Consider the following 25979-nt stretch of genomic DNA (forward strand, 5'->3'; position numbering starts at 1 on the left):
CGGCGCGTGGCGCCGCCGGGCTGCCACTTTAGTTCACATCGAAGCGGCGGCAAAAGAACCTTTGTGCCACTCATCAGGCCATCTGGACCTAAGCCCCGGCCGGGCAGTTCCGCGCTTTTAGAACCAGTTGCCCCGCCCCCGGCCACTCCCTATAGTCGGCTATACCACTGGATACGGACCGCCCATGCTCGCCACCGCGCTCAGCCGCTTCAACCGCCTGGCCCTGCTGCAGGCCCCTACCCCGCTGGAGAAACTCGAGCGCCTGAGCGCCTGGGCCGGCCGCGGCATCTATGCCAAGCGCGATGACCTCACCCCACTGGCGCTGGGCGGCAACAAGCTGCGCAAGCTCGAATACCTGGCCGCCGATGCCCTGGCCCAAGGCGCCGACACGCTGGTCACCGCCGGGGCAATCCAGTCCAACCATGTACGGCAAACCGCCGCGCTGGCCGCGCGCCTGGGGCTGGGTTGCGTGGCGCTGCTGGAAAACCCGATCGGCACCGACCACCCGGCTTACCTGGCCAACGGCAACCGGCTGCTGCTCGACCTGTTCGGCGCCCAGGTGGAGCTGGTGGCGAACCTCGACGCCGCCGACGAACAACTGCACGCCCTCGCGCAACGCCTGCGCAGCCTCGGTAAACAGCCTTACATCGTGCCCATCGGCGGCTCCAGCCCGGTCGGCACCCTGGGCTATGTGCGCGCCGGCCTGGAGTTGGCGGAGCAGATCGAGGCCAGTGGCGAAACCTTCGCCGCGGTGGTGCTGGCCAGCGGCAGCGCCGGTACCCACGCCGGGCTTGGCCTGGCCCTGGCCGAGCAACTGCCAGCGCTGCCGGTGATCGGCGTGACGGTGTCGCGCCCGGCCGCGGCGCAGGCGGCGAAGGTCGACGCACTGGTGCGGCGCACCGCCGAACTGCTCGAGCGGCCGCTGCCCAAAGCCTGGCAGCCACTGCTGTGGGATGACTACTACGGCCCCCGCTACGGCGAGCCGAACGCCGGCACCCTGGCCGCGATCAAACGCGTGGCCAGCCAGGAAGGCATGCTGCTCGACCCGGTGTACACCGGCAAGGCCATGGCCGGCCTGCTCGACGGCCTGGGGCGGCAACGCTTCGCCGCCGGGCCATTGCTGTTTTTGCACACCGGCGGCGCGCCGGGCCTGTTCGCCTACCCCGACGCCTGGTCGGGCCAATAACATCAATAAGGACACCACCATGACTTTGCACACCTTGCGGCGCGGCCTTTCGATCGGCGCACTGGCCCTGTTGGCCACCTTCGCCGGCAGCGCCAGCGCTGGCGAACAACTAGAGCAAATCAAAAAGGCCGGCAGCATCAGCGTGGGCCTGGAAGGCACCTACCCGCCGTTCAGCTTCGTCGATGAAAGCGGCAAGCTCACCGGCTTCGAGGTGGAGTTCGCGCAGGCGCTGGCCAAGCAACTGGGCGTGGAGGCCAAACTGCAGACCACCCCGTGGGACGGCCTGCTGGCGGCGCTGGAGTCCAAGCGCATCGACGTGGTGATCAACCAGGTGAGCATCTCCGATGAGCGCCGTAAAAAATACGACTTCTCCAGCCCCTACACGGTGTCGGGCATCCAGGCGCTGACCCGCGCCGCCGACCAGAGCAAGATCAAAACCGCGCCAGACCTGGCCGGCAAGAAGGTTGGCGTGGGCCTGGGCACCAACTATGAACAGTGGGTGCGGGCCAACGTGCCCCAGGCCGATGTGCGCACCTACAACGATGACCCCACCAAGATGCAAGACCTGATGGTCGGGCGCATCGACGCAGTGCTGGTCGACCGCCTGGCCGCGCTGGAGATGGTCAAGAAAACCAACGAGAAACTGGCCGCCGCCGGCGAGCCGTTCTCGCGCATCGTCTCGGGCATCGCCCTGCGCAAGAACGAGCCCGAGCTGCTCGAGGCGATCGACAAGGCCATCGCCCAACTGCGCGCCGACGGCACCCTGGCCAAGCTGTCGACCAAGTGGTTCGGGGCTGACGTCACCCAATGAACCAAGACAGCCTGAGGGTCGCCTACGAGTCGCTGCCGTTCCTGTTGCAGGGCGCCTGGTTCACCGTGGTGCTGAGCCTGGGCGGGATGTTCTTTGGGTTGCTGCTGGGCTTCGGGCTGGCGCTGATGCGCCTCTCTTCGCTGCCGCCGTTGCGGCTGGTGGCCCGGGCGTATGTGTCGTTCTTTCGCGGCACGCCGCTGCTGGTGCAGTTGTTCCTCATCTACTACGGCCTGCCGGCGTTCGGCGTGCAGCTAGACCCACTGCCGGCGGCGTTGATTGGCTTTTCGCTGAACATGGCCGCCTACACATGCGAAATTCTTCGTGCAGCGATCAGCGCCATCGACCGCGGCCAATGGGAAGCCTGCGCCACCCTCGGCATGACCCGCACCCAGGCGCTGCGCCGGACCATCCTGCCGCAAGCGGCGCGCACCGCCCTGCCGCCGCTGGGCAACAGCTTCATCGCCCTGGTGAAAGACACCGCCCTGGCGGCGACCATCCAGGTGCCAGAGCTGTTCCGCCAGGCGCAACTGGTGACCGCGCGCACCTTCGAGGTGTTCGCCATGTACCTCACCGCCGCGCTGCTGTACTGGGTGCTGGCCACTGCGTTGTCTTACCTGCAGCACCGCCTGGAACTGCGAGTGAACCGCCATGACCTGGAACCCTGACCGATGATCACCGTGGCCAACCTCAGCAAGCGCTTCAAAGACACCACCGTGCTCGACAGCATCGACCTGAGCGTAAGCCCCGGTGAAGTGGTGGCGATCATCGGCCCCAGCGGCTCGGGCAAAACCACCTTCCTGCGCTGCCTGAACCTGCTCGAAACCCCCGACACCGGCACCCTGCAGGTGGGCGAGCTGAGCATCGACACCCAGCGCCCGCTCAGCCAGCAGCAAGCGCGGGTGCGCCAGCTCCGCCAGCAGGTGGGCTTTGTGTTCCAGAACTTCAACCTGTTTCCGCACCGCACCGCGCTGGAAAACGTGATCGAAGGCCCCGTGGTGGTCAAGCGCATGCCCCTGGAGCAGGCCCAGGCGCTGGGCACCCAGCTGCTGGCCAAGGTCGGCCTGGCGGGCAAGGAACACGCCTACCCGCGCAGGCTTTCCGGTGGCCAGCAACAACGGGTTGCGATTGCCCGGGCGCTGGCGATGGAGCCGCAGGTGATCCTCTTCGACGAACCCACCTCAGCGCTAGACCCAGAGCTGGTTGGCGAAGTGCTGGCCACCATCAGCGGCCTGGCCGCAGAAAAACGCACGATGATCATCGTCACCCACGAAATGAGCTTTGCCCGCGACGTGGCCCACCGCGTGGTGTTTTTCGACCGCGGCCGCATCGTTGAGCAAGGCGAGGCCAAGGCGTTGTTCGCCTCGCCCCAGCATGAGCGCACCCGGCAGTTCCTGAGCAAGTTCCGCGGCGCCTGACGGGGCCGCTTTCCCTCTCGCTCCCACACCGCCGCCCTACTTAGGCTCCCGCCCGGCCTGCTTGCCGAACGAGAGCCCAGCGATGCCCCCTGCACACGATACCTTCGCCCTGCCGGCGATCGAACTGCCCCAGCGTTGCCGTGACGGCCTGGGCGCCGATGCCGCCCGCCAACTGTGCCTGCGCATCGGCGCCAGTGCCGCGTTCGCGCCTGGCGACCTGATCGAGGTGTTCATCGATGAACGCTTCGCCACGGCCGTGATCATCAAGCCCAAGCAGGTGGGCCTGCCCCTGGTGTTGAACGTGAGCCAGGCGATTCTCAACAGCGGCATGGTGAAGCTGCGCTATCAGGTGCTGCGGGCCGGGCAGTACAGCCACGCCTCGCCGGTGACCGTGGTCTACGCCAAGCTGGAATGCCCGGGGGCGCGCCGCTGTACGAGGGCGAAGTGGAGAACCAGTTCCTGCCGCCGCTGTGCTTTCCGAAGGCGATGAACCTGCGCCAGATACGCCGCCAGGGCGGCTTGCCGTTCTACCTGCCGGCGTATGAGCACATGGCTGCGGGGGATGAGATCACCGTGCGCTGGGGTGACGAGCGCTTCGACCTGCCACCGCTGCTGCCGCGCCAGGTCGGCCTGCCGGTGCACGGCTGCATCCCCTTGGTGATGCTCGCCCGCGCCCGCCCGGGGCACTGGCGCGAGCTGACCTGGAGCGTGCGGGACCGAGTGGGCAACCATTCGCGTTGGGCACCTTGCCAGAGCCTGGGGTTGCCCGAAGAGGTATGATCCGAGGGCCCTTCGCCCGGCACAGCCGGCCTCCCACGGGTTACGTGTTGGCTCGTAAATCAAGCACTTACACAAATCTGGTGGGAGGCCGGCTGTGCCGGGCGATAGGCCCTGAAGCTCATGCACACAATCAGCCGTGCTCACAGGTTGATTCCCTCCGGCACAGCCGGCCTCCCCACCACCAGGACCCTACCATGCCCCTGCCGCCCAACGCCCTGGAACAGATTGCCCGCACCACCCTGGGTGACTACCAGGCCAGCGCCGAGGCCTTCCGTGAAGGCACCCGCGACCACGACGTCAGCCAGAATATCGCAGCCCTTCTGCGCCACCTGCCGGCCCGGCAGCCGCTGGCCATCCTTGATTTCGGCTGCGGCCCGGGCCGCGACCTGTGCACCTTCAGTGCCCTGGGCCACCAGCCGGTCGGCCTCGACGGTTGCGAGCCGTTCGTCGAGATGGCCCGCCAGGGCAGCGGCTGTGAAGTGTGGCACCAGAGTTTTTTCGCGCTGCAACTGCCGCCGGCGCGGTTTGACGGGGTGTTCGCCAACGCCAGCCTGTTCCATGTACCGCTGGCGCAGTTGCCGCAGGTGTTGGAGCAGTTGCACGCCACCCTCAAACCCGGCGGCGCGCTGTTCGCCTCCAACCCCCGCGGGCAAAACCAGGAAGGCTGGAAGGGCCAGCGCTATGGCGCTTTCCATGACCTCGAGCAATGGCGCGCGGTGCTGACCGCGGCCGGGTTCGAGGAGTTGGAGCATTACTACCGCCCCGAAGGGCTGCCGCGTGAGCAGCAGCCCTGGCTGGCGAGCGTGTGGCGCCGGGCCTGAGCCTCAGGCCGCCTCGCGGCGGGGCTCTTTGATCCGGTACCAAGCCACGTACAGCGCCGGCAAAAACAGTAGCGTGAGCAAGGTAGCGCTGATGATCCCGCCGATCATCGCGTAGGCCATCGGCCCCCAGAACACCTCGCGGGCGATGGGGATCATGCCCAGGCTGGCGGCCGCGGCGGTCAGCAGGATCGGCCGGCGGCGGTGCTGGGTGGCCTCTTGCACCGCGTCCCAGGGCTCGTAGCCTTCGCGCTCGAACTGGTCGATCTGGGTGACCAGAATCACCGAGTTGCGGATGATGATGCCGATCAGCGCCAACACCCCGAGGATCGCCACAAAGCCCAGCGGCGTGCCGGTCGGCACCAGCGCAATGACCACGCCGATGATCCCCAGCGGCGCCACGCTGGCGACCAGGAACAGCTTCTGCAGGCTGTGCAGTTGGATCATCAGGAAGGTGGCCATCAGGAACAGCATCAGCGGCACCACGCTGGCAATCGGCCCCTGGGCCTTGCCGCTCTCCTCCACCGTGCCGCCGGTGGCGACCTTGTAGCCGGCCGGCAGGCCCTGGTTGAACTTGGCGATCTCCGGCGCCAACTGCGCCACCAGGTCGGTGGGCTGCATCTCATCGCGCACCGAGGCCTTGAGGGTAATGGTCGGCAGCCGGTCGCGGCGCCACACCAGCGGTTGCTCGAGCTCGTAGCGCACCGTGGCGAAGGCCAGCAGCGGGATGGAGGTCCCGCTGGGGGTCACGATCTGCAGGTTCTGTAAGGTTTCCGGGGTGCCACGCTCGGCGTCTTCGGCGCGGCCGACCACGTTGACCAGGTAGATGCTGTCGTTCACCTGGGTCACGGTTTGCCCGGCGGTGACCGAGTTCATCAGGTTGGCGACGTCTTGCGACGACAACCCCAACTGGCGCGCGCGGTCCTGGGCGATGTCGATGCGCAGCACTTTGCCCGGCTCGTTCCAGTCGTAGATCATGTCGCCGATGTGGCTGTTGGCGTCGAGCAGGCCGGCCAGGTCCATCGCATGCTTGCGCACTTCGTCGAGGTCCTTGCCGCTCACCCGGTACTGGATCGGCCGGCCCACCGGCGGGCCCATTTCCAGGGGCTGCACGTAGCTGCCGATGCCGACGAAATCATCGCGCAGGGTTTTGCGCAGCCGCGCGGTCAACGCCCCGCGCTCCTCGAGGCCTTTGCTGACGATCACCAACTGGGCGTAGTAGGGGTTCTGCAGTTGCTGGTCGAGCGGCAGGTAAAAGCGGATCGCGCCCTGGCCGATGTAAGTGCTCCAGCGGGCGACGTCGGGGTCATCCTTGAGGGTGGCCTCGAAACGGTCGACCACCTTTTGGGTTTCGTTGATCGAGGCGTTTTGCGGCAGGTTCAGGTCGACCAGCAACTCGGGGCGGTCGGACGACGGAAAGAACTGGTTCTGCACGAAGCGCATGCAGAACAGCGCCAAGGCGAAGATCAGCAGCGTGCCGATGATCGTCAACCAACGGTGGCGCATGCAGAAGGTCAACCCGTTATTGAAGCCGCGGGCGATGCGCCCGGGTGTATGGCCGTCGGCTTTTTTCAGTTTGTCGCTGAGGATGTGCACGCCGATCACCGGCGCGAAGAACACCGCCACCACCCACGACACCAGCATGGCCACGGCGATCACCGCGAACAGGGTGAAGGTGTACTCACCGGCGGAGCTGGCGTTCAGGCCAATGGGCACAAAGCCGGCGACCGTGACCAAGGTCCCGGTGAGCATCGGGAAGGCCGTGGAGGTGTAGGCATAGGTGGCCGCCTCGGCGCGGCTGTCCCCCAGTTCCAGGCGGGTGACCATCATCTCCACGGTGATCATCGCGTCGTCGACCAGCAGCCCCAGGGCGATGATCAGCGCACCGAGGGAAATCCGCTGCATGGTGATGCCGCTGTACTCCATGAACACGAACACCATCGCCAGCACCAGCGGGATCGAGCACGCCACCACCAGCCCGGCGCGCATGCCCAGGCTGACGAAGCTCACTACCAGCACGATCACCACCGCCTCGAACAGCGCGCTGGTAAAGCCGCCCACGGCTTTTTCCACCACCTGGGCTTGGTCCGACACCACGTGCACGCCCACGCCGATCGGCAACTGCGCGGTCACTTCATCCATACGCCCGTGCAGGGCCTTGCCGAAGGTCTGGATGTTGCCGCCCTTCTGCATGGCGATGCCCAGGCCGATCGCCGGCTGCCCATTGAAGCGGAACGACGGCGTGGGTGGGTCGGTATAGCCGCGCTGGATCTCGGCGAGGTCGGCCAGGCGGAAGAAGCGGTCGTTGACCCGCAGGTTGACGTTGCGCAGGTCTTGCTCAGACTTGAACTGCCCGCTGGTGCGCACGGAAATCCGCTCCGGCCCGGCTTCGATCACCCCGGCGGGGGTGACCGCGTTCTGCGCTTGCAGGGCCTGCACCACCTGGTTCTGGTCAAGCCCCAGGGCGGCCAGCTTGCGCGTCGAGAAATTCAGGTAGATCACTTCGTCCTGGGCGCCGATCACCTCGACCTTGCCCAGCCCCGGCACCGAGCGCACCTCGGCGCGCACCTGCTCCACATAGTCCCGCAACTGGCGCAGGGTCAGGCCGTCGGCGGTGAAGGCGTAGATCGAGCCGAACACATCGCCGAATTCATCGTTGAAGGTCGGCCCCTGCAGCCCTTGGGGGAACTGCGCGCGGATGTCGTCGATCTTCTTGCGCACCTGGTACCAGATGTCGGGGATGCCCTTGGCGCTGGTGGTGTCTTTCAGGTACACGAACACCGTGGATTCACCCGGGCGGGTGTAACTTTTGGTGTAGTCGAGCGAGTCGAGCTCTTCGAGCTTCTTCTCGATGCGGTCGGTGACCTGCAGCAGGGTTTCCTCTTGGGTCGCGCCGGGCCAGCGGGTCTGGATCACCATGGTCTTGATGGTGAAGGATGGGTCTTCTTCGCGGCCGAGGTTGAAGTACGAGATCACCCCCATCAGCAGGCCGACGAACATCAGGTACCACACGAACGACTGGTGGCGCAGCGCCCAATCCGAGAGGTTGAAATTCCCTTTCATCGGGCGCTTCCTTCGTCGAGTTTTACCGTTTGCCCAGGCTTGAGGCTGTTCAGCCCAGCGGTGACCACGCGGTCCCCGGCCTTCAGCGGGCCTTGCACGATGGCCATGCCGTCACGTTTTTCCAGCACCTGTACCGGTTGCGGCGCCACGCTGTTGTGGGCGCCATCGGCCAGCCACACGCGCACCTCGCCGTTATGTTCCTGCAGGGCCATCAGCGGCACTTGCAGGCGCGGCGCGGTGGCGTTGCTCAGGCTGACCTGGATCGGCGTGCCGAGGCGGAACCCCGCCGGGGTTTGCGCCAGGCTCAGGCGCGCGCGCCGGGTGCGGGTGTTGGGGTCGGCCTGGGGGGCGATTTCCCGCACCGTGGCACTGGCCTGCAGCTGCGGCGCCAGCTGTGCCTCAACCTTGAACTCGGTACCGGGCGGCAGGCGTTCGACCAGGCTGGCAGGCAGGTCGATCACGGCTTCCTTCACATCTGGCCGGGCCAGTACCGCCACCACCTGGCCCGCGCTGATCACCTGGCCGGCTTCGGCGCGCCACTCGTTGACGATGGCGTCGTGGTCGGCGCGCAGCTCGCCATAGCTCAGTTGGTCACGGGCTTGGCTCACCGCCGCCTTGGCCTGGTCGAGGGAGGCGGCGGCGGTTTTCAGGTTGGCCACGGCGCTGTCGAGCTGGGCCTGGGCGCCCACGCCACGGTCGAACAGCGCCTGCTGGCGGCGGGCGTCGGCCTGGGCGTTGATCCACTGTGCCTCAACCCGCGCCAGGTCACCCTGGTTGGCGCGCACGCGGTTTTGCTGGTCGGTGGGGTCGAGCACGGCGAGCAACTGGCCTTGCTTGACCTCGTTGCCCACATCGACCAAACGTTGGGCGATGCGGCCACTGATACGGAACCCGATGTCGCTCTGGTAACGCGCCTCGATGCTGCCGGCGAAGCGGCCGAACTGGTCGGTGCCGAGTGCCTCGACCGGCGCGGTAAGCACCGGGCGCACGGGCTCGGGGGCGGGGTCTTGCTTGGAGCAGGCGGCCAGCGCCAGCAGGCTGAGCAGGCACAGGCGCTTCATGGCTGGTGCTCCTGGGCCACTTCGACCTGCATGCCGGGGTGCAACAGTTGGCCGCCGGCGGTGACCACCTTGTCGCCCGCCGCCAGGCCCTCGCTGACCACCACCTTGCCGGTGAGGTAGCGTGCTACGGTCACGTTGCGCAGGTTGACCTTATCCCCTTCCAGCAACCAAACCGCCGGGCTGTGCAGGTTTTTCGTCAGCGCCGCCCAGGGCAGTTCGACCGCGGGCCGGGTGGGCGCGGCGATGCTGCCGGCCACCACCGAGCCCAGGCGCATCGCCGCTGGCGTGTTGGCCAGGGTGACCTTCACCTGCAAGGTGCCGGTTTGCGCCGACACCGCCGGGGTCACTTCGCGCACGCGGCCAGTGGTGCTCACCTGCGGGTTGTCGAGCAGGCTCACGGTCACCGGTTGGTCAGCCTTGGCCTCGGCCAGCAGGCCTTCGTAAACGTTGAACACGGCGTCTCGCTCGCCGTCGCGGGCCAGGCCGAAAATCGGCACGGTGGCCTGCACCACCTGGCCCACTTCGGCCTGGCGCGCGGTGATGATGCCCGGCGCCTCGGCGACCAGGTCGGTGTAGCTGCGTTGTTCGCGGGCGTTGGCCAGTTGCGCCTGGGCCGCGGCCAGCGAGCTTTGGCTGGCGCGCAATTGCGCTTGGGCGGCGTCGTATTCGCTGCGGCTGGTGTAGCCCTTGGGCAGCAGCTTGGCCTGGCGCTCGAACGCGGCCTTGGCCTGCACCAGGCGCGCCTGCTCGGCGAGCATCGCGGCGGTGGCCGAGTCGACATTGGTTTGCAGGTCTTTGGGGTCGAGGCGGGCCAGCACCTGGTGGGCGGCCACATGGTCGCCCACATCCACGCTGCGCTGGATGATCTTGCCGCTTACGCGGAACGACAGTTCGGTCTGCACCCGGGCACGGACGTCGCCGGTGAGCTGCACGCTGGCGTTATACGCCACCGGCTGCACGGCCAGCACCTGCACCCGTGGGGTATCCGGCTCGGCGGCCTTCTCCTGGCCACAACCGGCCAGCGCCACGGCCAGCAGCCCTACAGCTCCCTTGCTCAACCCGCGCACCATGCAGGCTCCCTTGCGCAATAGTCATTGGTGTGTATGCGACTATGCGGCAAACCGGGGGTTCCTCGCCAGCGCCGGCGAGGCGGTGGCCAGCTTTGTGCTGGCCACCTGCGGCAGGTGGTTAGAACGCCGGCAGTACCGCGCCTTTGTACTTCTGCTCGATGAAGGCTTTCACTTCAGGGCTGGTCAGGGCCTTGGCCAGCTTCTGGAGGGCGTCGCTGTCCTTGTTGTCCGGGCGGGCAACCAGGTAGTTCACGTAAGGCGAGTCGCTGCCTTCGATGATCAGCGCGTCTTTGGCCGGGTTCAGGCCGGCTTCCAGGGCATAGTTGGTGTTGATCAGGTCGAGGTCGACCTGGTCCAGCACGCGCGGCAGCATGGCCGACTCAAGCTCCTTGAACTTCAGGTGCTTGGGGTTCTCGGCGATGTCTTTCGGGGTGGCCAGGGCGTTGGTGGGGTCTTTCAGGGTGATCACACCAGCCTTTTGCAGCAGCAGCAAGGCGCGGCCGCTGTTGCTGCCCTCGTTGGGGATGGCCACGGTGGCGCCGTCGGGCAGGTCTTTGATGTTTTTGACCTTCTTCGAGTAGCCGCCGAAGGGCTCGACGTGCACACCGATGACGGTGACCAGATTAGTGCCTTTGCCTTCGTTGAAGTTTTTCAGGTAGGGCAGGGTCTGGAAGTAGTTGGCATCGAGGCGTTTTTGATCAACCTGAACGTTGGGCTGTACGTAGTCGGTGAACACTTTGATTTGCAAGTCGACGCCCTCTTTGGCCAGGATCGGCTTGACCAGTTCGAGGATCTCGGCGTGCGGGATCGGGGTGGCGGCGACGGTGAGTTTTTCAGCGGCAGTGGCGAAACCGCCGAACGCCAGGGCAGCGGCAAAAGCCGACAGCAAAAGGGTTTTTTTCATTTTAAATCCTTGGGTTAGGTGCCAGCCGGGGCTGGCTTGACGCAGACGATACCGGCTCGCGTTATAACGTTGAAATAACTTTTAGCTAGGTGCTTATGCTTGTTCTTCAAGCTGCAACAGAGCCGCCTCGAGCAACCGCCGCAGCGCGACCACCTCAGGGCCTCTAGCCTGCGCCACCTGCGCCGCCAGGCGTTGTTGCAGGGCCTGCGCGCCCTCGCTGGGCAGGTTCAGATGGCCGGCCTCGATCACCTCGCCGCTGCTCACCAGCAAGGCAAAATGCACCACGTTTTCCAGCTCGCGGGTATTGCCCGGCCAACTGTGCGCCGCCAGCCGCGCCAGCGCGGCCTCGTCGAAGTACGGCACCGCCAGGCCCAGGCGCTGGCTGTGCACACCGAGAAAGTATTCGGCCAGCGGCACGATGTCTGCCGGCCGGTCACGCAGGGCCGGCAGCTCAAGGTCGCCCTCGTGCAGGTAACGATACAGGCGCTCGTTGAATTTACCCGCGGCCACCGCCTGGGCCAGGTCGATGCTGCTCGCCACCACCAGGCGCACATCCAGCGCGGTCGGCTGGCGCGCGCCGAGGCGGGTGACTTCGTGGGTTTCCAGCACGGCCAGCAGCTTGGTTTGCAGGGCCAGCGGCAGGTCGCCGATTTCATCGAGGTACAGCGTGCCGCCGCTGGCCGAGCCGAACCAGCCGGTGCGCCCGGCGGCGCTGGCGTAGGTGCCGGCGGTGTAGCCGAACAGCTCGGCCTCGGCGTGGGCCGGGCTGAGAGCGCCGCAACTGACCGACACGAACAACCCTGGGCGGCCGCTGCTTTTATGAACGTTGCGCGCCAGCAGCTCTTTGCCGGTGCCGATTTCGCCGCGAATCAGCACCGGCACCGGCAAGGGCGCCAGGTGCTCGAGCTGCTCGCGCAATTGCCGCGAGCGCGGGTCAATGAACACCAGCGCCTTGGCGCGGATCGACAGCGGGCTTTTTTCCGCGTCGGGAAAGGTCAGCAGGGGCTGGCCGGAGGTTTCGTCAGTGTGTGGCATTACGTTGAACTCCCGCCCGCTCCCAGCGGGCGGGCGTTACGGTAAAAGTCAGGCTGCGCGCAGGGCGAGGCGGCTTTGCAGGCGGTACAGGTAGGCGAAGCCTTGCTCCCAGCGGTTGAAGCCGGCCTTCGCGTTGATATGCCCGGCCCCGGTGAGGATGCCCGCCTCGCTGCCCCAACCCCGGGCCAGTTCGAGGGCACGGGCGGCGCTAGCGGCCGGGTCGTTGTCCGAGCCCACCAGGTGGGTGGGGAACGGCAACGGCTGCTGCGGGATCGGCGCGAAGCCGGCCAAGGCCGGCGGGCAGTTGGGCCGCTCAACATCGGCGGGTGCCACCAGCAGTGCGCCCAACACCCGGCGGGCAATCGCCGTGGGCGCGGTGGCGGCCCAATGGGCCACCGCCACGCAGCCCAGGCTGTGGGCAATCAGCACGGCCGGCGTGTCGCTGGCGCGGATGGCAGCATCCAGTTGGGCGACCCAGGCATGGCGCTGTGGGCTGGCCCAGTCGGCCTGCTCGACCCGCGCGCTGTTGGGCAGCACGGCTTGCCAATGGGTTTGCCAGTGGTCCTCCCCGGAATTGTGCCAACCGGGAACGATCAGGTAACGAATCGAGTCGCTGGGCATGTAGGCACCTCCGCCTGCTGTGCTGTGCGTGGGGGCCAGTATAGGGAGGTGGGATATATTGTTTAAGGAATAAGAAGCTATTTGGTAATAACTGAAAAGGAGCTGCAAGAGGTCAGCGGTAAGCGGCAAGAGGCCTGGGCGGTTGATGGGGCGGGCCTTTGAGGGCCCTTAGCCCGGCGCAGCCGGCCCACGGGTTGTGTGTTGTCGCGGAACTCAAGGACAACACCGACCTGGTGGGAGGCCGGCTGTGCCGGGCGAAGGGCCGTTCAGCCTTGCGCTGAATTACCGGCCAGTGGTCTTCGGCTTGAAGAACAGGGTTTGCCCCTTGCCCAGGTCGACCAGCGCGTCGTGGTCCTTGACCACTTCCACTTCCACCAGCTCATCCTGCCCGGAGGCCTTGAGGGTGACCCGGGTGGTCGCGCCCAGTGGGCGAATGTCGCGCACTTCGGCGGGGTGGTGGCCTTCGATCTCTTCGCGGCTGAGCGACACCTCGTGGGGGCGGAACAGCACGTGGTGGTCGGCGCCCAGGTGCAGGCGGTTCGAATCACCGAGGAAGTGGTACACGAAGTCGCTCGCCGGCTGCTCGTACACCTCGCCCGGCGAGCCGATCTGCTCGATCACGCCCTTGTTCATCACCACGATGCGGTCGGCCACTTCCATGGCCTCTTCCTGGTCGTGGGTCACGAACACCGAGGTGAGGTTGATGTCTTCGTGCAGCCGCGCCAGCCAGCGGCGCAGCTCTTTGCGCACCTTGGCGTCCAGTGCGCCGAACGGCTCATCGAGCAGCAGCACCTTCGGCTCTACCGCCAGGGCGCGGGCCAGGGCGATACGCTGGCGCTGGCCGCCGGAGAGCTGCTCCGGGTAGCGGTCGGCGAGCCAGTCGAGCTGCACCATGTTCAGCAGCTCATGCACCTTCTCGGCGATGCGCGTTTCCGTGGGGCGCTCGCCCTTGGGCTTCATGCGCAGGCCGAAGGCAACGTTGTCGAACACGCTCATGTGGCGGAACAGCGCGTAGTGCTGGAACACAAAGCCGACGTTGCGATCGCGCACATCGGTGCTCGACACGTCTTCGCCGTGGAACACGATGCTGCCCTGGTCGGGCGATTCCAGCCCGGCGATGATCCGCAGCAGGGTGGTTTTACCGCAACCCGAGGGGCCCAGCAGGGCCACCAGTTCGCCGCTCTGGATGTCCAGATCGATGCTGTTCAGGGCCTGGAAGTTGTTGAAGCGCTTGCTTACGTTACGCACAAGGATCGACATGAATTATTCCTCCGCAGCGTTCTGGCGCTGGCGGTCAAGTCGCGCTTCGCTCCACTGCTTGAGCAGCAGGATGACCAGCGCCAGGATCAACAGCAGGCTGGCAACGCTGAACGCCGCCACGATGTTGTATTCGTTGTAGAGAATTTCCACATGCAGCGGCAGCGTGTTGGTTTGCCCGCGAATGTGCCCGGACACCACCGACACCGCGCCGAACTCGCCCATCGCCCGGGCGGTGCACAGCACCACGCCGTACAGCAGGCCCCATTTGATGTTGGGCAGGGTCACGTGCCAGAAGATCTGCCAGCCGCTGGCGCCCAGCAGGCGCGCGGCTTCTTCTTCCTGGCTGCCTTGCTCCTGCATCAGCGGGATCAGCTCGCGGGCCACGAACGGCACGGTGACGAACACCGTGGCCAGCACGATGCCGGGCAGGGCGAAGATGATCTGAATGTTGTGGTCGTCGAGCCACGGCCCGAGCAGGCCCTGGGCGCCGAACAGCAGCACGTAGATCAAACCGGCGATCACCGGCGACACCGAGAACGGCAGGTCGATCAGCGTGACCAGGATGGCCTTGCCGCGGAACTCGTACTTGCTCACGCACCAGGCGGCGCTCAGGCCGAACACCAGGTTCAGCGGCACCGCCACCACCACCGCCAGCACCGTGAGCTTGAGCGCGCTGAGGGCGTCTGGCTCGAGGATCGCGGTAAAGAACGGGCCCACGCCCAGGGCGAGCGCCTGGGTCAGCACGATGGCCAGCGGCAGCACCAGGAACAACAGGAACACCAGCACGCCGAGGCCGATCAGCACGCGCCGCGCCAGTGGGTTGCCACGCCGCCCGGCGGCGGCGGAAATTGCATTGGAATGGCTCATGGCAAGCTCCTCAAGGCGCCTGGATACGGCGTTGCAGCAGGTTGATCAACAGCAGCAGGATGAACGACACCACCAGCATCAGCACGCCGATGGACGTAGCCCCGGGGTAGTTGAACTGCTCCAGCTTGACCATGATCAGCAGCGGCAGGATTTCGGTTTTCATCGGCATGTTGCCGGCAATGAAAATCACCGAACCGTATTCACCCACGCCGCGGGCGAACGCCAGCGCGAAGCCGGTGAGCCAGGCCGGCAGCAAGGCCGGCGCCAGTACATGGCGAAACACCTGCCAAGGCTTGGCGCCCAGGCACGCGGCGGCTTCTTCGACTTCGCGGGGGAAGTCAGCCAATACTGGCTGCACCGTGCGCACCACGAACGGCAGGGTGACGAAGGTCAGCGCCAGGGTAATGCCCAACGGGGTGTAGGCAATCTTGAAGCCGGCCTCGGCGGCCCATTGGCCCACCCAGCCTTGCGGGGCATACAGCGCGGTGAGGGCAATGCCCGCCACTGCCGTGGGCAGGGCGAACGGCAGGTCGATCATCGCCTCGATCACCTTGCGCCCCGGGAAGCGGTAGCGCACCAGCACCCAGGCCAGCAGCGTGCCGATCACGCCGTTGATGGCCGCGGCGGCCAGCGCCACGCTGAAGCTCAGGCGCAGGGCGGCCAGCACCCGGGCGTCGGTGATCACCGCCCAGAATTCCGGCCAGGTCAGGCGCGCGGCAAAGATGAACAGGGTAGCCAGCGGGATCAGCACGATCAGGCTGAGGTACAGCAGCGTGTAGCCCAGGGTCAGCCCGAAGCCGGGTATGACCGGGGAGAGACGGCGCGACATAAGTGTCCTTATCTGAACGAGCGAAGCCCGAGGCTCAACCCCGGGCTTGCGATGGAACGGCCGATATTACTTCTTGGTGTAGATCTCGTCGAACACACCGCCGTCAGCGAAGAAGTGTGGCTGGGCTTTTTTCCAGCCGCCGAAGATCGGGTCGTCGATGGTGACCAGGTCCAGTTTCGGGAACTTCGCCTCGAAGGTTTTCGCCACTTCCGGGTCCCGTGGGCGGTAGAAGTTTTCCGCGGCGATGGTCTGGCCTTCCTTGCTGTACAGGTGCTCCAGGTAAGCCTTGGCGATTTCGCCGTTGCCGTTGGCTTCGGCGGTTTTTTCAACCACGGCCACCGGGGGCTCGGCGAGGATCGACGACTTCGGCACCACGATGTCGAACTGGTCTTTGCCCGGCTTGCCGCCAACTTCTTCGTTCAGTGACAGGAACGCTTCGTTTTCCCAGGCCAGCAGCACATCACCCTGGCCACGCTGGGTGAACGAGATGGTCGCGCCGCGGGCGCCGGTGTCGAGTACCGGTACGTGCTCGAACAGGGTTTTCAGGTAGGCCTTGGCCTTGGTTTCGTCACCGCCGTTGGCTTTCAGGCCATAGGCGTAGGCGGCCAGGAAGTTCCAGCGGGCGCCACCGGAGGTTTTCGGGTTCGGGGTGATCACCGCCACGTCGTCTTTGACCAGGTCGGCCCAGTCATGGATGTTCTTGGGGTTGCCCTTGCGCACCAGGAACACGATGGTCGAGGTGTACGGGGTGCTGTTGTTCTTGAACTTGCCTTGCCAGTCTTCAGGGATCTTCTTGGTTTTGTCGGCGATGGCGTCGATGTCGCCGGCCAGCGCCAGGGTCACCACGTCAGCCTTCAGGCCGTTGATCACCGACAGCGCCTGGGCGCCTGAGCCGCCGTGGGAGGCGTTGATCTTGACGGTGTCACCTGGGTGCGCCTTCTCCCAGTATTGGGCGAATGCCTTGTTGTAGTTCACGTACAACTCGCGGGTCGGGTCGTAAGACACGTTCAGCAACGTGTAATCCTTGGCGATCGCGGGGCCTACAAAAACAGCACTGATGGCGGCGGCCAGTGCATAACGGCGCAAAGACATGGTGTTGCTCCTAATGGCAAACGGGGAAGGCGTTGGCGTTTTCTGGTTATGCCGCGCGGGGCGCGCGGTGGGTATCCAATGTGCAACTCACGGTGCAGCGGTGGGGCAGCCCGGTATCAGTGCGCTTTGCTACCCGGGTTTTGCAGGCGGAATTTTTCCTTGCGCTCGATTTGCACCACCTGGGCGTTGTGCACGGTGATTTCCACGGCGCCGAAACGCAGGTCGCGCAGGGCGGCCTGGATCTCACGGAGGATGGCGGCTTCGTCTTGCCCATCGACGCTACGCAGTGGGGCGCTCATGGTGTTGCTCCTTTTGGCAGTGGGCAGGCGGTGTTGCCTGGCATGTGCGCACTATAAAAGGGGCAACATATTCTTAAAAATAATGTTTAAGAATTTTTATATAACCGAAAATTCGGTCTGTTCCGCCGGCTTCGGTTTGCCATACTAATAGCCCTGGCCCAACTCGCAGGCTTGCCCCGCGAGAAACGCTGCCTGCTCTGGCTGCTCGATGCCCTCGGCATGCACCTGCATGCCCAAGCTGCGGGCCAGCACCACAATCGCCTGGACGATCGCCACGTCGCTGGCATCGCCCGGCAGCCCGGCGACAAAGCCCTGGTCGACCTTGAGCTTGTGCACCGGCAGGTTCTTCAAGCGCAGCAGTGAGGAATAGCCCGTGCCGAAGTCGTCGATCGCCAGGCGCAGGCCCAGGCCGCGCAGCCGGTGCAGTTGCTCCAGGGCGCTGTCGGTGTCTTGCATCACCGCGCTTTCGGTCACTTCCAGCTCGAGCAGGCCTGGCGCCAGGCCGGTTTCGGCCAGCACCTGGGCCACCCAATGCTCCAGCTCCGGCCGGCCGAACAGCCGGCTGGAGAGGTTCACCGCCATGAACGCCAGGCCGTGGCCAGCCTGTTGCCAGGCGATCATCTGCTGGCAGGCCTGGGCCATCACCCAGCGGTCGATGTCGGCGATCAACCCGGTTTGCTCGGCCACCGGGATGAATTCACCCGGCGGCACCAGGCCGCGTTCGGGGTGCTGCCAGCGCACCAAGGCCTCGAAACCGGCCAGGCGGCCGTCGCTCAGCCGGTGCACCGGTTGGTAGAACACCCGCAATTCGTGCTGTTCCAGCGCCCGGCGCAATTCGGCGGCCACCCGCAGGCGCTGCTGGGCCTGGGCGGTCAGGGCCTGGGTGTAGAAGGCGTAGCCGGCGCGGCCATTGTGCTTGGCCTCGAACAGCGCGGAGTCAGCGTTGCGCAGCAGTTGCTCAGCGTCTTGGGCGTCATTGGGGAACAGGCTGATGCCCACGCTGGCATTGAGGAACAGCTCGCCGCCGTTCACCTCGAACGGCTCGGCCAACGCCGCCAGCACCCGCTGCGCCAGCGCCGCGGCGGCGCCGATGGACGCGCATTGCTCGTCGAGCACGGCGAATTCATCCCCACCCAACCGCGCCAGGGTCAACGGTGCCGGCAGCAGGCTTTGCAGGCGCTCGCCACAGGCGCGCAGCACGCGGTCGCCGCAGCTGTGGCCATAGCTGTCGTTGACCGCCTGGAAGTCGTCGAGGTCGACCAGCAACAATGCCCGCCCCTGCTTGCCCGCCTGGGCCTGGCGCAGGCTTTGGCCGAGGCGGTCTTGCAGCAGCAACCGGTTGGGCAGCTCGGTCAGGGCGTCGTACCAGGCCAGGTGCGCCAGCTGCTGCTCCGAGCGCTTGGCCACGCTGATGTCGGAGAACACCGCCACGTAGTGGGTGACCCGCCCGGCCGCATCGCGCACCGCGCGGATGGTTTGCCACTGGGGGTAAACCTCGCCATTCTTGCGCCGGTTCCAGATCTCGCCGCTCCACTGCCCGGCGCTGGCCAGGGCCTGGTACACCCGCTGGTAGAAGGCCGCGTCGTGGCGGCCTGACTTGAACTTGCTAGGCTTATGCCCCAGCACTTCGTGTTCGTCGTAGCCGGTGATCTCGATGAACGCGCGGTTCACGTGCACGATGGTGTTGTGCGGGTCGGTGACCAGCACCCCCTCCAGGGTGGCGTCGAACACCACCTCGGCCATGCTCAGGCGCTCGCGGCTGGCCGCGCCGGCCTGTTGCTGGCGGCGCAAAAGGCCCAGCAGGCGGGAGCGCCAGGCGAAAATCAACAGGGCGCTAGCGGCCCCCCAGACATATCCACTTACCAATTGCCAATGGGCCACGGCAGCGTTGTCATGGAAAAGGTTGTTCAATAAACGCCCTGTGCCCCACCACCAAAGTAGCGAAGCCAGCCAGTAGAGCATGGCGATGAGCAAGGCGCTGCGATAAGGAAATGCCATGGAACGGGCCCAGGTCCTTCTGCGAACAGGGCCAGGATTGTAACGCGCCCCCGCCTGGGTTTCATGCTTATTGCCCACTGGCCTTGCGCTGAATACTGCCGATAACGCTATACGTGCCAACGCTCTTCCATCCGAGGTTTTTCACCTATGTGGTACAACGGCTTGCTCGCCCCCAGCGCCTGGGCCCTGGTCGGCATCACGCTCCTGATGACCCACGTCACCATCCTCAGCGTGACCATTTACCTGCACCGCTACTCCGCGCACCGCGCGCTGGAGCTGCACCCCGCGCTCAAGCACTTCTTCCGCCTGTGGCTGTGGCTGACCACCGGCATGAACACCCGTGAATGGACCGCCATCCACCGCAAGCACCACGCCAAGTGCGACACCGCCGAAGACCCGCACAGCCCGGTGGTCATGGGCCTGCGCACGGTGATGTGGCGCGGCGCCGAGCTGTACCGGGACGAAGCCAACAACGAACAGACCCTGCGCATGTACGGCAAGAACTGCCCCGACGACTGGCTCGAACGGCGTGTGTATTCTCGCTACAAAATGGCTGGCATCGCCTTGATGGCGGTCATTGACCTGGCGCTGTTCGGCGTACTGGGCATTACCGTGTGGGCCGTGCAGATGGTGTGGATACCCTTCTGGGCCGCCGGCGTGGTCAACGGCCTCGGCCACGCGGTGGGCTACCGCAACTTCGAATGCCGCGACGCCGCGACCAACCTGGTGCCGTGGGGGGTGATCATCGGCGGCGAAGAACTGCACAACAACCATCACACCTACCCCAACTCGGCCAAGCTGTCGGCGCGCCGCTGGGAGTTCGACATCGGCTGGTTCTGGATTCGCGTGTTCGAAGTGCTGCGCCTGGCCAAGGTGCAGCGGGTGGCGCCGGTGCCCCACCAGGTGCAGGGCAAGGGCGCGCTAGACATGGACAGCGCCATGGCCATCCTCAACAACCGCTTTCAGATCATGGCGCAGTACCGCCGCCAGGTGATCGGCCCGCTGGTCAAGCTCGAGCTGGCCCGCGCCGATGCCTCCATGCGCCAGCGCCTGCGCCGCGCCAAGGCGCTGCTGGCACGGGAAACCACCCTGCTCGACGACCAGCACCGGCAGCGCATCCAGGGCCTGCTGGAGCACAGCCAAGCGCTGAAAACCATCTACGAAAAACGCCTGGCCCTGGCACAGATCTGGGCCGAAACCCGCGCCGGTGGCCAAGACATGCTCACCGCCATGAAGGCCTGGGTGCACGACGCCGAAACCAGCGGCATCCAGGCCCTGCATGATTTCGCCGCGCAGCTGAAAACCTACTCGCTCAAGCCCACCAGCGCTTGACGCCGCTTATCTGGCGCGCCGCTGCGGGGCGCGCCAGAGGGAACTTCGCCGGAAAAAACCACTCTGACCTCGTACTGCGCAACATCTGTAGGCCGGCGCCTGCCGGTGGGGCTTTTTCCTACCCCCTAGTGAGTAGCCGTGATGATGGCCAACAAACAGACGCCGCCCCAGCCTATCGAACAGCTGCCGGAAGCCGCCGAAACCCTGTTGGCCCTGATGCACGCCCAGGGCGAGTCGGCCCGGCTGCGTGAGCGCGAGCAACTGTTCAGCACCCTGCTGGCCAGCGTCAACGCGGTACTCTGGGCGTTCGACTGGCAAACCCAGCAAATGATCTACGTCAGCCCCGCCTACGAGCGCATTTTTGGCCGCTCCGCCGGGCTGTTGCTGGCCGACTACAACGAGTGGCGCAACAGCATTTACCCCGACGACCTCGACTACGCCGAGCGCAGCCTGGCCGAAGTGCTCGAGCGCGGCTCGATCGAAGACCGCGAGTACCGCATCATCAGCGCCGACGGGCAAATCCGCTGGCTCAGCGACAAGTGCTTCATCAGCCAGCAGCAAGAGCCCGGCAAGCCAGTGGTGGTGTTCGGCATTGCCGAGGACATCACTGAAAAGAAGCACCTCGAAGGCGAGCTGCAACGCCTGGCCACCACCGACGTGCTCACCCAAAGCAGCAACCGCCGGCACTTTTTCGAATGCGCCCACCGCGAGTTCGAGCAGGCGCGGCTGCAGGGCACGCCGATGTCGTTCCTGCTGCTCGACATCGATGACTTCAAGATCATCAACGACACCTACGGCCATCAGGAAGGCGACACCGTGCTGCAGCGCATCGCCGAGGTGGGCAAGGGCACGCTGCGCCGGGGTGACGTGTTCGGGCGTATTGGCGGTGAGGAGTTCGCCGCGGTGTTCCCGGGCTGCGCGGCCGACATGGCGCTGCAGATTGCCGAGCGCCTGCAGCGCGAAATCCAGCGCCTGAGCTTTACCAGCAACGGCAAGCAATACGGGGTAACGGTGAGCCAGGGGCTGACCACCGTGCTCGACACCGATGAAGCGCTGGACAACCTCTACTCCCGCGCCGACGCCGCCATGTACCAGGCCAAGCGCCAGGGCAAGAACCAGATCATCGAAGGCTGACTACATCGCCTGCGCTTGCGGCGGGGCGGCCTTGCGCAGGCGCCCCAGTTCCAGGCGGCCGAGCTTGAGCAGGCGCGCGGTCTTGCCGTTGGCGAGCACGTCGAGTTGCTCTTCCTCCGGCCCCAGGCGGGCCATTTGCCCGGCCAGGTTCATCACCAGAATATCCCGCGAGTACACCCCGCCGCCTAACGCGTAGATCGACGCGATCAGTTCACGCAGGCCCAACGGCAGGCGCCAGCGCGTGCGCAACGCTGAGCCGAAGCTGGCGCCGAAGCGGTCTAGCGATTGCTGCACCTGGCCTTCTTCCAGGCTGCCGCCACCGAGCTTCCACTCCTGCAGGCAGCGCAGCAGCGCCAGGTCACCGAGGCAATGCAGCAGGCCGGCGCAATAGCAGCGTTCTTCGTCGATGCCGGTCAGCCGCGCCAGGGTGCGGCCGAACTCGGCGGTGTGCAGGGACAACTTCCAGTAGGTTTCGGCGAACTCGGCCAGTTCAGGGTCGTTTAGCCGGGCGCTGCGCTTGAGCGCCAGGCCGAGGATCAGGTTCATGCTCTGGGTCGCGCCCAGGCGGCTAAGGGCCTGCATCAGGGTTTGCACCACCCCTTCGCGGTGCCGCGCCGCGGCGTTGGCGGCGGAGATCAGCACGGCGGTCACTTGCGGGTCGGTGCGGATGTCTTCTTCGAGCTGCCGCAGGTCGAGGCTGCGGGCTTGCAGGCTGCGGCGCACGGCGTCTTGCACGTCGGCCATCACCGGGGCGCCGTCGGACACCTCCCGGCGGCTTTCGAGGAAGCCATTGAGGGTCATCCCGGGGAGGATGGTCGGCACATCGCAGACCACCGGTTCCTCAGGGCTGATCAGCAAGCCTTCGAGCCGCTTGCGCAACGCCTCGACGTTCAAGGGTTTGGTCAGGTAGGCGGTGGGCGCCAGCGGGATCGCCTCGCGCACGCTGGCGCTGTCGGCGCGTTCGCTCATCAGGATGAACGGCAAGCGCCCGGCATGCTTGCGCACCCGGCGGAGCAATTCCAGGCCATCGATACCCGGCAGCTCACGCGCGCAGATGATCAACTGCGGGTGCTTGGCGATTTCAGCCCACGCCTTCTGGCCGTCTTCGCACACCTGTAGCTCTGCATCGCAGCGCACGCTGAGCAGTAATTGGGCCAGCATGTCGCGGCTCCACGGGTCGGCCTCGGCAATCAGAACCCGAGGTATCGCGGAGGGGGCTTCAGCCATAACGGTCTCCTGGGCCAATGCATTGTGGCCCATCAACAGCTAACAACATAACAGCCAGGATGGGGGCATCGGCGAAAAAAAACCCGCCGAATGGCGGGCTTTTCTGCCGAATGGATCACATTACAGCTCGGCGAAGCACTCGTCGAGGATGGCCAGGCCTTTCTCGAGCAGGGCGTCTTCGGCGGTCAGCGGCACGAGGATGCGCAGCACGTTGCCGTAGGTCCCGCAAGACAGCAGGATCAGGCCTTTTTCACGGGCCTTGGCAACCACGGCGGCCACCGCGGCGGCGTTTGGCTTGTGCGGGTCGCCGTTCTCGAACAGCTCAACCGCGATCATCGCGCCCAGGCCACGCACGTCACCGATCACCGGGTACTTGGCTTGCAGGTCGCGCAGCTTGCCGGTCAGGTGCTCGCCCACCACGCGGCAGCGCTCGAGCAGTTTTTCTTCTTCGAACACGTCCATCACCGCCAGCGCGGCGGCGCAACCCAGCGGGCTGCCGGCGTAGGTGCCACCCAGACCGCCCGGAGCGATGGCGTCCATGATTTCAGCCTTGCCGCACACACCGGCGAGCGGGAAGCCGCCCGCGATGGACTTGGCGAAGGTGGTCAGGTCGGCGGTCACGCCCATCTGCTCCATGGCGAAGAAGGTGCCGGTACGGCCAGCGCCGGTTTGCACTTCGTCAGCGATCAGCAGGATGCCGTGCTGGTCGCACAGCGCGCGCAGGCGCTGCATGAAGGCCTTGGGCGCGACGTAGAAGCCGCCCTCGCCCTGCACCGGCTCGAGGATGATCGCGGCGATGTCCTTGGGCTCGGCGTCGTTCTTGAACACGCGCTCGATGCTGGCGATGGCGTCGTCAACGCTCACGCCGTGCAGCTCGCATGGGTACTGGGCGCGGAACACGCCGCCGGGCATCAGGCCCATGCCAGCGGAGTACGGCACGACCTTGCCGGTCAGGCCCAGGGTCATCATGGTGCGGCCGTGGTAGGCGCCGGTGAAGGCGATCACGCCAGCGCGGCCGGTGGCGGCGCGGGCGATCTTCACGGCGTTCTCGACCGCTTCGGAACCGGTGGTGACCAGCAGGGTTTTCTTGGCGAAGTCACCCGGCACCTTGGCGTTGATCTTCTCGCACAGCTCGATGTAGGGCTCGTAGGCCAGCACCTGGAAGCAGGTGTGGGTCAGCTTGTGCAGTTGCGCTTCAACGGCGGCGATCACCTTCGGGTGCAGGTGGCCGGTGTTGAGCACGGCGATGCCGCCGGCGAAATCGATGAACTCACGGCCTTCGACGTCGGTGACGGTCGAGTTTTTCGCGTGGTCGGCGATGATCGGGTGGATCTGGCCCACGCCGCGGGGAACGGCGGCCATCCGGCGCTGCATCAGGGATTCGTTGGTCTTGCTCATGTCAGTCCTCAGTGGCCGCTCATCGTCGGCCGGTTCAAGGCTAAAGCGCGGCGGCGAGGCCACGGCAGCATACGATGATCGACTGCCGTGGGGCCGCTGCGCCTGGGGTGGCGGGCCAGCGTCAGGGCTGGCCCGGGTGCATCAGACGCTGATGCACAGGTATTTGATTTCGAGGTAGTCCTCGATGCCGTACTTGGAGCCCTCGCGGCCCAGGCCCGAGGCCTTCACGCCACCGAACGGCGCCACTTCGTTGGAAATCAGCCCGGTGTTGATGCCCACCATGCCGTACTCCAGCGCCTCGGCCACGCGGAACACCCGCGACAGGTCACGGGCATAGAAGTACGAGGCCAGGCCAAATTCGGTGTCGTTGGCCATGGCGATGACTTCGGCTTCGTCGCTGAAACGGAACAGCGGCGCCAGCGGGCCGAAGGTTTCGTCTTTGGACACCAGCGCATCCTTGGGCACGTTGGCCAGGATGGTCGGCTCGAAGAAGGTCCCGCCCAGGGCGTGGGCCTTGCCGCCGGTAAGCACGGTCGCGCCCTTGGCCAGCGCGTCTTCGATATGCTCCTTGACCTTGGCCACGGCTTTTTCGTCGATCAGCGGGCCGGTGGTCACGCCTTCTTCGATGCCGTTGCCGATCTTGAGCTTCTGCACCGCAGCTTTGAGCTTCTCGGCGAAGGCGTCGTACACGGCATCCTGCACGTAGATACGGTTGGCGCACACGCAGGTTTGGCCGTTGTTGCGGTACTTGGAGATGATCGCGCCTTCGACGGCCTTGTCGAGGTCGGCGTCGTCGAACACGATGAAGGGCGCGTTGCCACCCAGTTCCAGCGACACCTTTTTGATGTCTTGGGCGCATTCAGCCATCAGTTGGCGGCCGATTTCGGTCGAGCCGGTGAACGACAGCTTGCGCACGATCGGGTTGCTGGTCAGCTCGCTGCCCACTTCGCCGGCGCTGCCGGTGACCACGCTGAACACCCCTTTGGGGATGCCGGCACGCTCGGCCAGCTCGGCCAGGGCCAGGGCCGAGTACGGGGTTTGCGACGCTGGCTTGAGCACCATGGTGCACCCGGCGGCCAGCGCCGGGCCGGCCTTGCGGGTGATCATCGCGGCGGGGAAGTTCCACGGGGTGATGGCCGCGGTCACGCCGATCGGCTGCTTGATCACGATCAGGCGCTTGTCGGGCTGGTGGCCCGGGATGGTGTCGCCATACACGCGCTTGGCTTCTTCGGCGAACCACTCGATGAACGAGGCGGCATAGGCGATTTCGCCCTTGGCTTCGGCCAGTGGCTTGCCTTGTTCGAGGGTCATCAGGCGGCCGAGGTCTTCCTGGTTCTCGAGCATCAGCTCATACCAGCGGCGCAGCTTGGCCGAACGTTCTTTGGCGGTGAGGGCACGCCAGGCCGGCAGGGCTTTGTCGGCGGCCTCGATGGCGCGGCGGGTTTCGGCCTTGCCCATTTTCGGCACGGTGCCGAGGATTTCGTTGGTGGCGGGGTTGTTGACCTTGAGGGTCTGGCCGCTGTCGGCATCGGCCCAGGCACCGTCGATATAGGCTTTTTGGCGAAACAGGGTGGCGTCTTTGAGTTGCATATCGGGTTCCTTCGGCGCGGCTTGGGCAGCTCGGCGCCTCGCTGGTTGTTATTGGGGCCTGGTTTAGAAGCCGCCGGCGCGTATTCATTCACCGCGATACGCTGGGGCCTGCAGGAGCGTTCGGAATCTCAAACGTGATCGTAGGTTCTATGCTTATAAAGGACAAGAGGGTGTTCGAAAAAAAGAACG

Annotated in this window: 24 protein-coding genes; 9 read left to right on the forward strand and 15 right to left on the reverse strand. The window is 65.7% G+C overall.

Annotated features, from left to right (window positions below):
* Positions 1-184: 184 nt before the first annotated feature.
* From ACFZCE_RS03910 to ACFZCE_RS03940, 7 genes are all read left to right on the forward strand, one after another.
* Positions 185-1186, forward strand: a complete 1002-nt coding sequence (locus ACFZCE_RS03910; RefSeq protein WP_390936241.1) for a D-cysteine desulfhydrase — start codon at positions 185-187, stop codon at positions 1184-1186.
* A 19-nt stretch (positions 1187-1205) separates the two neighbouring features.
* The gene (gene tcyJ / locus ACFZCE_RS03915) at positions 1206-1997 is read left to right on the forward strand and encodes a cystine ABC transporter substrate-binding protein (protein WP_390936243.1); all 792 of its coding nucleotides are present in this window, start codon (positions 1206-1208) and stop codon (positions 1995-1997) included.
* Positions 1994-2662 carry a cystine ABC transporter permease gene (tcyL, locus tag ACFZCE_RS03920; protein ID WP_390936245.1) on the forward strand — a complete coding sequence of 223 codons (669 nt, stop codon included), beginning with the start codon at positions 1994-1996 and terminating at the stop codon, positions 2660-2662. Before tcyJ ends, tcyL begins: the two co-directional genes overlap by 4 nt.
* Before the next feature lie 3 nt (positions 2663-2665).
* Positions 2666-3412, forward strand: coding sequence for an L-cystine ABC transporter ATP-binding protein TcyN (tcyN, locus tag ACFZCE_RS03925; RefSeq protein WP_390936247.1), 747 nt, complete (start codon positions 2666-2668; stop codon positions 3410-3412).
* Positions 3413-3494: 82 nt separating this feature from the next.
* A complete protein-coding gene (locus ACFZCE_RS03930) occupies positions 3495-3902 on the forward strand; it encodes a hypothetical protein (protein WP_390936249.1) in 408 nt (135 codons plus the stop codon).
* Positions 3857-4192, forward strand: a complete 336-nt coding sequence (locus ACFZCE_RS03935; protein ID WP_390936251.1) for a hypothetical protein — start codon at positions 3857-3859, stop codon at positions 4190-4192. The genes ACFZCE_RS03930 and ACFZCE_RS03935 overlap by 46 nt, the downstream gene beginning before the upstream one ends.
* A 194-nt stretch (positions 4193-4386) precedes the next feature.
* Complete coding sequence (locus ACFZCE_RS03940; RefSeq protein ID WP_390936253.1) at positions 4387-5013, forward strand: methyltransferase domain-containing protein; 627 nt, start codon at positions 4387-4389, stop codon at positions 5011-5013.
* A 3-nt stretch (positions 5014-5016) separates the two neighbouring features.
* Here the strand turns inward: ACFZCE_RS03940 and ACFZCE_RS03945 are convergent, their stop codons facing one another.
* From ACFZCE_RS03945 to dibA, 12 genes are all read right to left on the reverse strand, one after another.
* Positions 5017-8073, reverse strand: coding sequence for an efflux RND transporter permease subunit (locus ACFZCE_RS03945; RefSeq protein ID WP_390936255.1), 3057 nt, complete (start codon positions 8071-8073; stop codon positions 5017-5019).
* The gene (locus ACFZCE_RS03950; protein WP_390936257.1) at positions 8070-9134 is read right to left on the reverse strand and encodes an efflux RND transporter periplasmic adaptor subunit; all 1065 of its coding nucleotides are present in this window, start codon (positions 9132-9134) and stop codon (positions 8070-8072) included. The genes ACFZCE_RS03945 and ACFZCE_RS03950 overlap by 4 nt, the downstream gene beginning before the upstream one ends.
* Positions 9131-10192 (reverse strand): efflux RND transporter periplasmic adaptor subunit, encoded by a 1062-nt coding sequence (locus ACFZCE_RS03955; RefSeq protein WP_390936259.1) that lies wholly within the window; start codon positions 10190-10192, stop codon positions 9131-9133. The genes ACFZCE_RS03950 and ACFZCE_RS03955 overlap by 4 nt, the downstream gene beginning before the upstream one ends.
* Positions 10193-10322: 130 nt before the next feature.
* Entirely contained in the window at positions 10323-11108 is a 786-nt protein-coding gene (locus ACFZCE_RS03960; RefSeq protein ID WP_390936261.1) for a MetQ/NlpA family ABC transporter substrate-binding protein, read from the reverse strand.
* 93 nt (positions 11109-11201) lie between these two features.
* On the reverse strand, positions 11202-12143 hold the full coding sequence (locus ACFZCE_RS03965; protein ID WP_390936263.1) for a sigma 54-interacting transcriptional regulator: 942 nt from the start codon (positions 12141-12143) through the stop codon (positions 11202-11204).
* Between the two features lie 48 nt (positions 12144-12191).
* Complete coding sequence (locus tag ACFZCE_RS03970; RefSeq protein ID WP_390936265.1) at positions 12192-12764, reverse strand: alpha/beta hydrolase; 573 nt, start codon at positions 12762-12764, stop codon at positions 12192-12194.
* A gap of 282 nt (positions 12765-13046) precedes the next feature.
* Positions 13047-14024, reverse strand: coding sequence for a TOBE-like domain-containing protein (locus tag ACFZCE_RS03975; protein ID WP_390936267.1), 978 nt, complete (start codon positions 14022-14024; stop codon positions 13047-13049).
* Between the two features lie 3 nt (positions 14025-14027).
* Positions 14028-14891: a sulfate ABC transporter permease subunit CysW gene (cysW, locus tag ACFZCE_RS03980; protein ID WP_390936270.1), complete on the reverse strand. Its 864-nt coding sequence runs from the start codon at positions 14889-14891 to the stop codon at positions 14028-14030.
* A gap of 10 nt (positions 14892-14901) precedes the next feature.
* A complete protein-coding gene (gene cysT, locus ACFZCE_RS03985; RefSeq protein ID WP_390936272.1) occupies positions 14902-15720 on the reverse strand; it encodes a sulfate ABC transporter permease subunit CysT in 819 nt (272 codons plus the stop codon).
* Between the two features lie 66 nt (positions 15721-15786).
* Entirely contained in the window at positions 15787-16812 is a 1026-nt protein-coding gene (locus tag ACFZCE_RS03990) for a sulfate ABC transporter substrate-binding protein (protein WP_390936274.1), read from the reverse strand.
* Positions 16813-16928: 116 nt separating this feature from the next.
* Positions 16929-17111: a sulfur starvation response protein OscA gene (gene oscA / locus ACFZCE_RS03995; RefSeq protein ID WP_390936275.1), complete on the reverse strand. Its 183-nt coding sequence runs from the start codon at positions 17109-17111 to the stop codon at positions 16929-16931.
* Between the two features lie 144 nt (positions 17112-17255).
* Complete coding sequence (dibA, locus tag ACFZCE_RS04000) at positions 17256-19109, reverse strand: phosphodiesterase DibA (protein WP_390936277.1); 1854 nt, start codon at positions 19107-19109, stop codon at positions 17256-17258.
* Between the two features lie 147 nt (positions 19110-19256).
* Between dibA and desA the strand changes: the two genes are divergently transcribed.
* Together desA and ACFZCE_RS04010 are read left to right on the forward strand one after the other, a co-directional pair.
* On the forward strand, positions 19257-20441 hold the full coding sequence (gene desA / locus ACFZCE_RS04005; protein ID WP_390936279.1) for a delta-9 fatty acid desaturase DesA: 1185 nt from the start codon (positions 19257-19259) through the stop codon (positions 20439-20441).
* A gap of 144 nt (positions 20442-20585) precedes the next feature.
* The gene (locus ACFZCE_RS04010; protein WP_390936281.1) at positions 20586-21575 is read left to right on the forward strand and encodes a diguanylate cyclase; all 990 of its coding nucleotides are present in this window, start codon (positions 20586-20588) and stop codon (positions 21573-21575) included.
* On the opposite strand, the gene ACFZCE_RS04015 is transcribed toward ACFZCE_RS04010, so the two are convergent.
* The 3 genes from ACFZCE_RS04015 to gabD all read right to left on the reverse strand — a co-directional run bounded on the left by ACFZCE_RS04015 (position 21576) and on the right by gabD (position 25790).
* On the reverse strand, positions 21576-22802 hold the full coding sequence (locus ACFZCE_RS04015) for an HDOD domain-containing protein (protein ID WP_390936283.1): 1227 nt from the start codon (positions 22800-22802) through the stop codon (positions 21576-21578).
* A 120-nt stretch (positions 22803-22922) separates the two neighbouring features.
* On the reverse strand, positions 22923-24200 hold the full coding sequence (gene gabT / locus ACFZCE_RS04020; protein WP_390936285.1) for a 4-aminobutyrate--2-oxoglutarate transaminase: 1278 nt from the start codon (positions 24198-24200) through the stop codon (positions 22923-22925).
* Between the two features lie 141 nt (positions 24201-24341).
* Entirely contained in the window at positions 24342-25790 is a 1449-nt protein-coding gene (gene gabD, locus ACFZCE_RS04025; RefSeq protein ID WP_390936287.1) for an NADP-dependent succinate-semialdehyde dehydrogenase, read from the reverse strand.
* Positions 25791-25979: the final 189 nt, after the last annotated feature.

The organism is Pseudomonas sp. NPDC007930, assembly GCF_042958985.1.
In the GTDB taxonomy this organism is placed as follows: Bacteria; Pseudomonadota; Gammaproteobacteria; order Pseudomonadales; family Pseudomonadaceae; genus Aquipseudomonas.

Bases quoted from the DNA above. Each gene is read 5' to 3' on its own strand.
- cysT (WP_390936272.1), bottom strand. From the start codon at position 15,720: ATGTCGCGCCGTCTCTCCCCGGTCATACCCGGCTTCGGGCTGACCCTG.
- ACFZCE_RS03960 (WP_390936261.1), bottom strand. From the start codon at position 11,108: ATGAAAAAAACCCTTTTGCTGTCGGCTTTTGCCGCTGCCCTGGCGTTC.
- ACFZCE_RS03970 (WP_390936265.1), bottom strand. From the start codon at position 12,764: ATGCCCAGCGACTCGATTCGTTACCTGATCGTTCCCGGTTGGCACAAT.
- tcyL (WP_390936245.1), top strand. From the start codon at position 1,994: ATGAACCAAGACAGCCTGAGGGTCGCCTACGAGTCGCTGCCGTTCCTG.
- tcyN (WP_390936247.1), top strand. From the start codon at position 2,666: ATGATCACCGTGGCCAACCTCAGCAAGCGCTTCAAAGACACCACCGTG.
- dibA (WP_390936277.1), bottom strand. From the start codon at position 19,109: ATGGCATTTCCTTATCGCAGCGCCTTGCTCATCGCCATGCTCTACTGG.
- desA (WP_390936279.1), top strand. From the start codon at position 19,257: ATGTGGTACAACGGCTTGCTCGCCCCCAGCGCCTGGGCCCTGGTCGGC.
- gabD (WP_390936287.1), bottom strand. From the start codon at position 25,790: ATGCAACTCAAAGACGCCACCCTGTTTCGCCAAAAAGCCTATATCGAC.
- ACFZCE_RS03975 (WP_390936267.1), bottom strand. From the start codon at position 14,024: ATGTCGATCCTTGTGCGTAACGTAAGCAAGCGCTTCAACAACTTCCAG.
- ACFZCE_RS03940 (WP_390936253.1), top strand. From the start codon at position 4,387: ATGCCCCTGCCGCCCAACGCCCTGGAACAGATTGCCCGCACCACCCTG.
- ACFZCE_RS04010 (WP_390936281.1), top strand. From the start codon at position 20,586: ATGGCCAACAAACAGACGCCGCCCCAGCCTATCGAACAGCTGCCGGAA.
- gabT (WP_390936285.1), bottom strand. From the start codon at position 24,200: ATGAGCAAGACCAACGAATCCCTGATGCAGCGCCGGATGGCCGCCGTT.
- ACFZCE_RS03965 (WP_390936263.1), bottom strand. From the start codon at position 12,143: ATGCCACACACTGACGAAACCTCCGGCCAGCCCCTGCTGACCTTTCCC.
- cysW (WP_390936270.1), bottom strand. From the start codon at position 14,891: ATGAGCCATTCCAATGCAATTTCCGCCGCCGCCGGGCGGCGTGGCAAC.
- ACFZCE_RS03930 (WP_390936249.1), top strand. From the start codon at position 3,495: ATGCCCCCTGCACACGATACCTTCGCCCTGCCGGCGATCGAACTGCCC.
- ACFZCE_RS04015 (WP_390936283.1), bottom strand. From the start codon at position 22,802: ATGGCTGAAGCCCCCTCCGCGATACCTCGGGTTCTGATTGCCGAGGCC.
- ACFZCE_RS03945 (WP_390936255.1), bottom strand. From the start codon at position 8,073: ATGAAAGGGAATTTCAACCTCTCGGATTGGGCGCTGCGCCACCAGTCG.
- ACFZCE_RS03910 (WP_390936241.1), top strand. From the start codon at position 185: ATGCTCGCCACCGCGCTCAGCCGCTTCAACCGCCTGGCCCTGCTGCAG.
- ACFZCE_RS03950 (WP_390936257.1), bottom strand. From the start codon at position 9,134: ATGAAGCGCCTGTGCCTGCTCAGCCTGCTGGCGCTGGCCGCCTGCTCC.
- oscA (WP_390936275.1), bottom strand. From the start codon at position 17,111: ATGAGCGCCCCACTGCGTAGCGTCGATGGGCAAGACGAAGCCGCCATC.
- ACFZCE_RS03990 (WP_390936274.1), bottom strand. From the start codon at position 16,812: ATGTCTTTGCGCCGTTATGCACTGGCCGCCGCCATCAGTGCTGTTTTT.
- tcyJ (WP_390936243.1), top strand. From the start codon at position 1,206: ATGACTTTGCACACCTTGCGGCGCGGCCTTTCGATCGGCGCACTGGCC.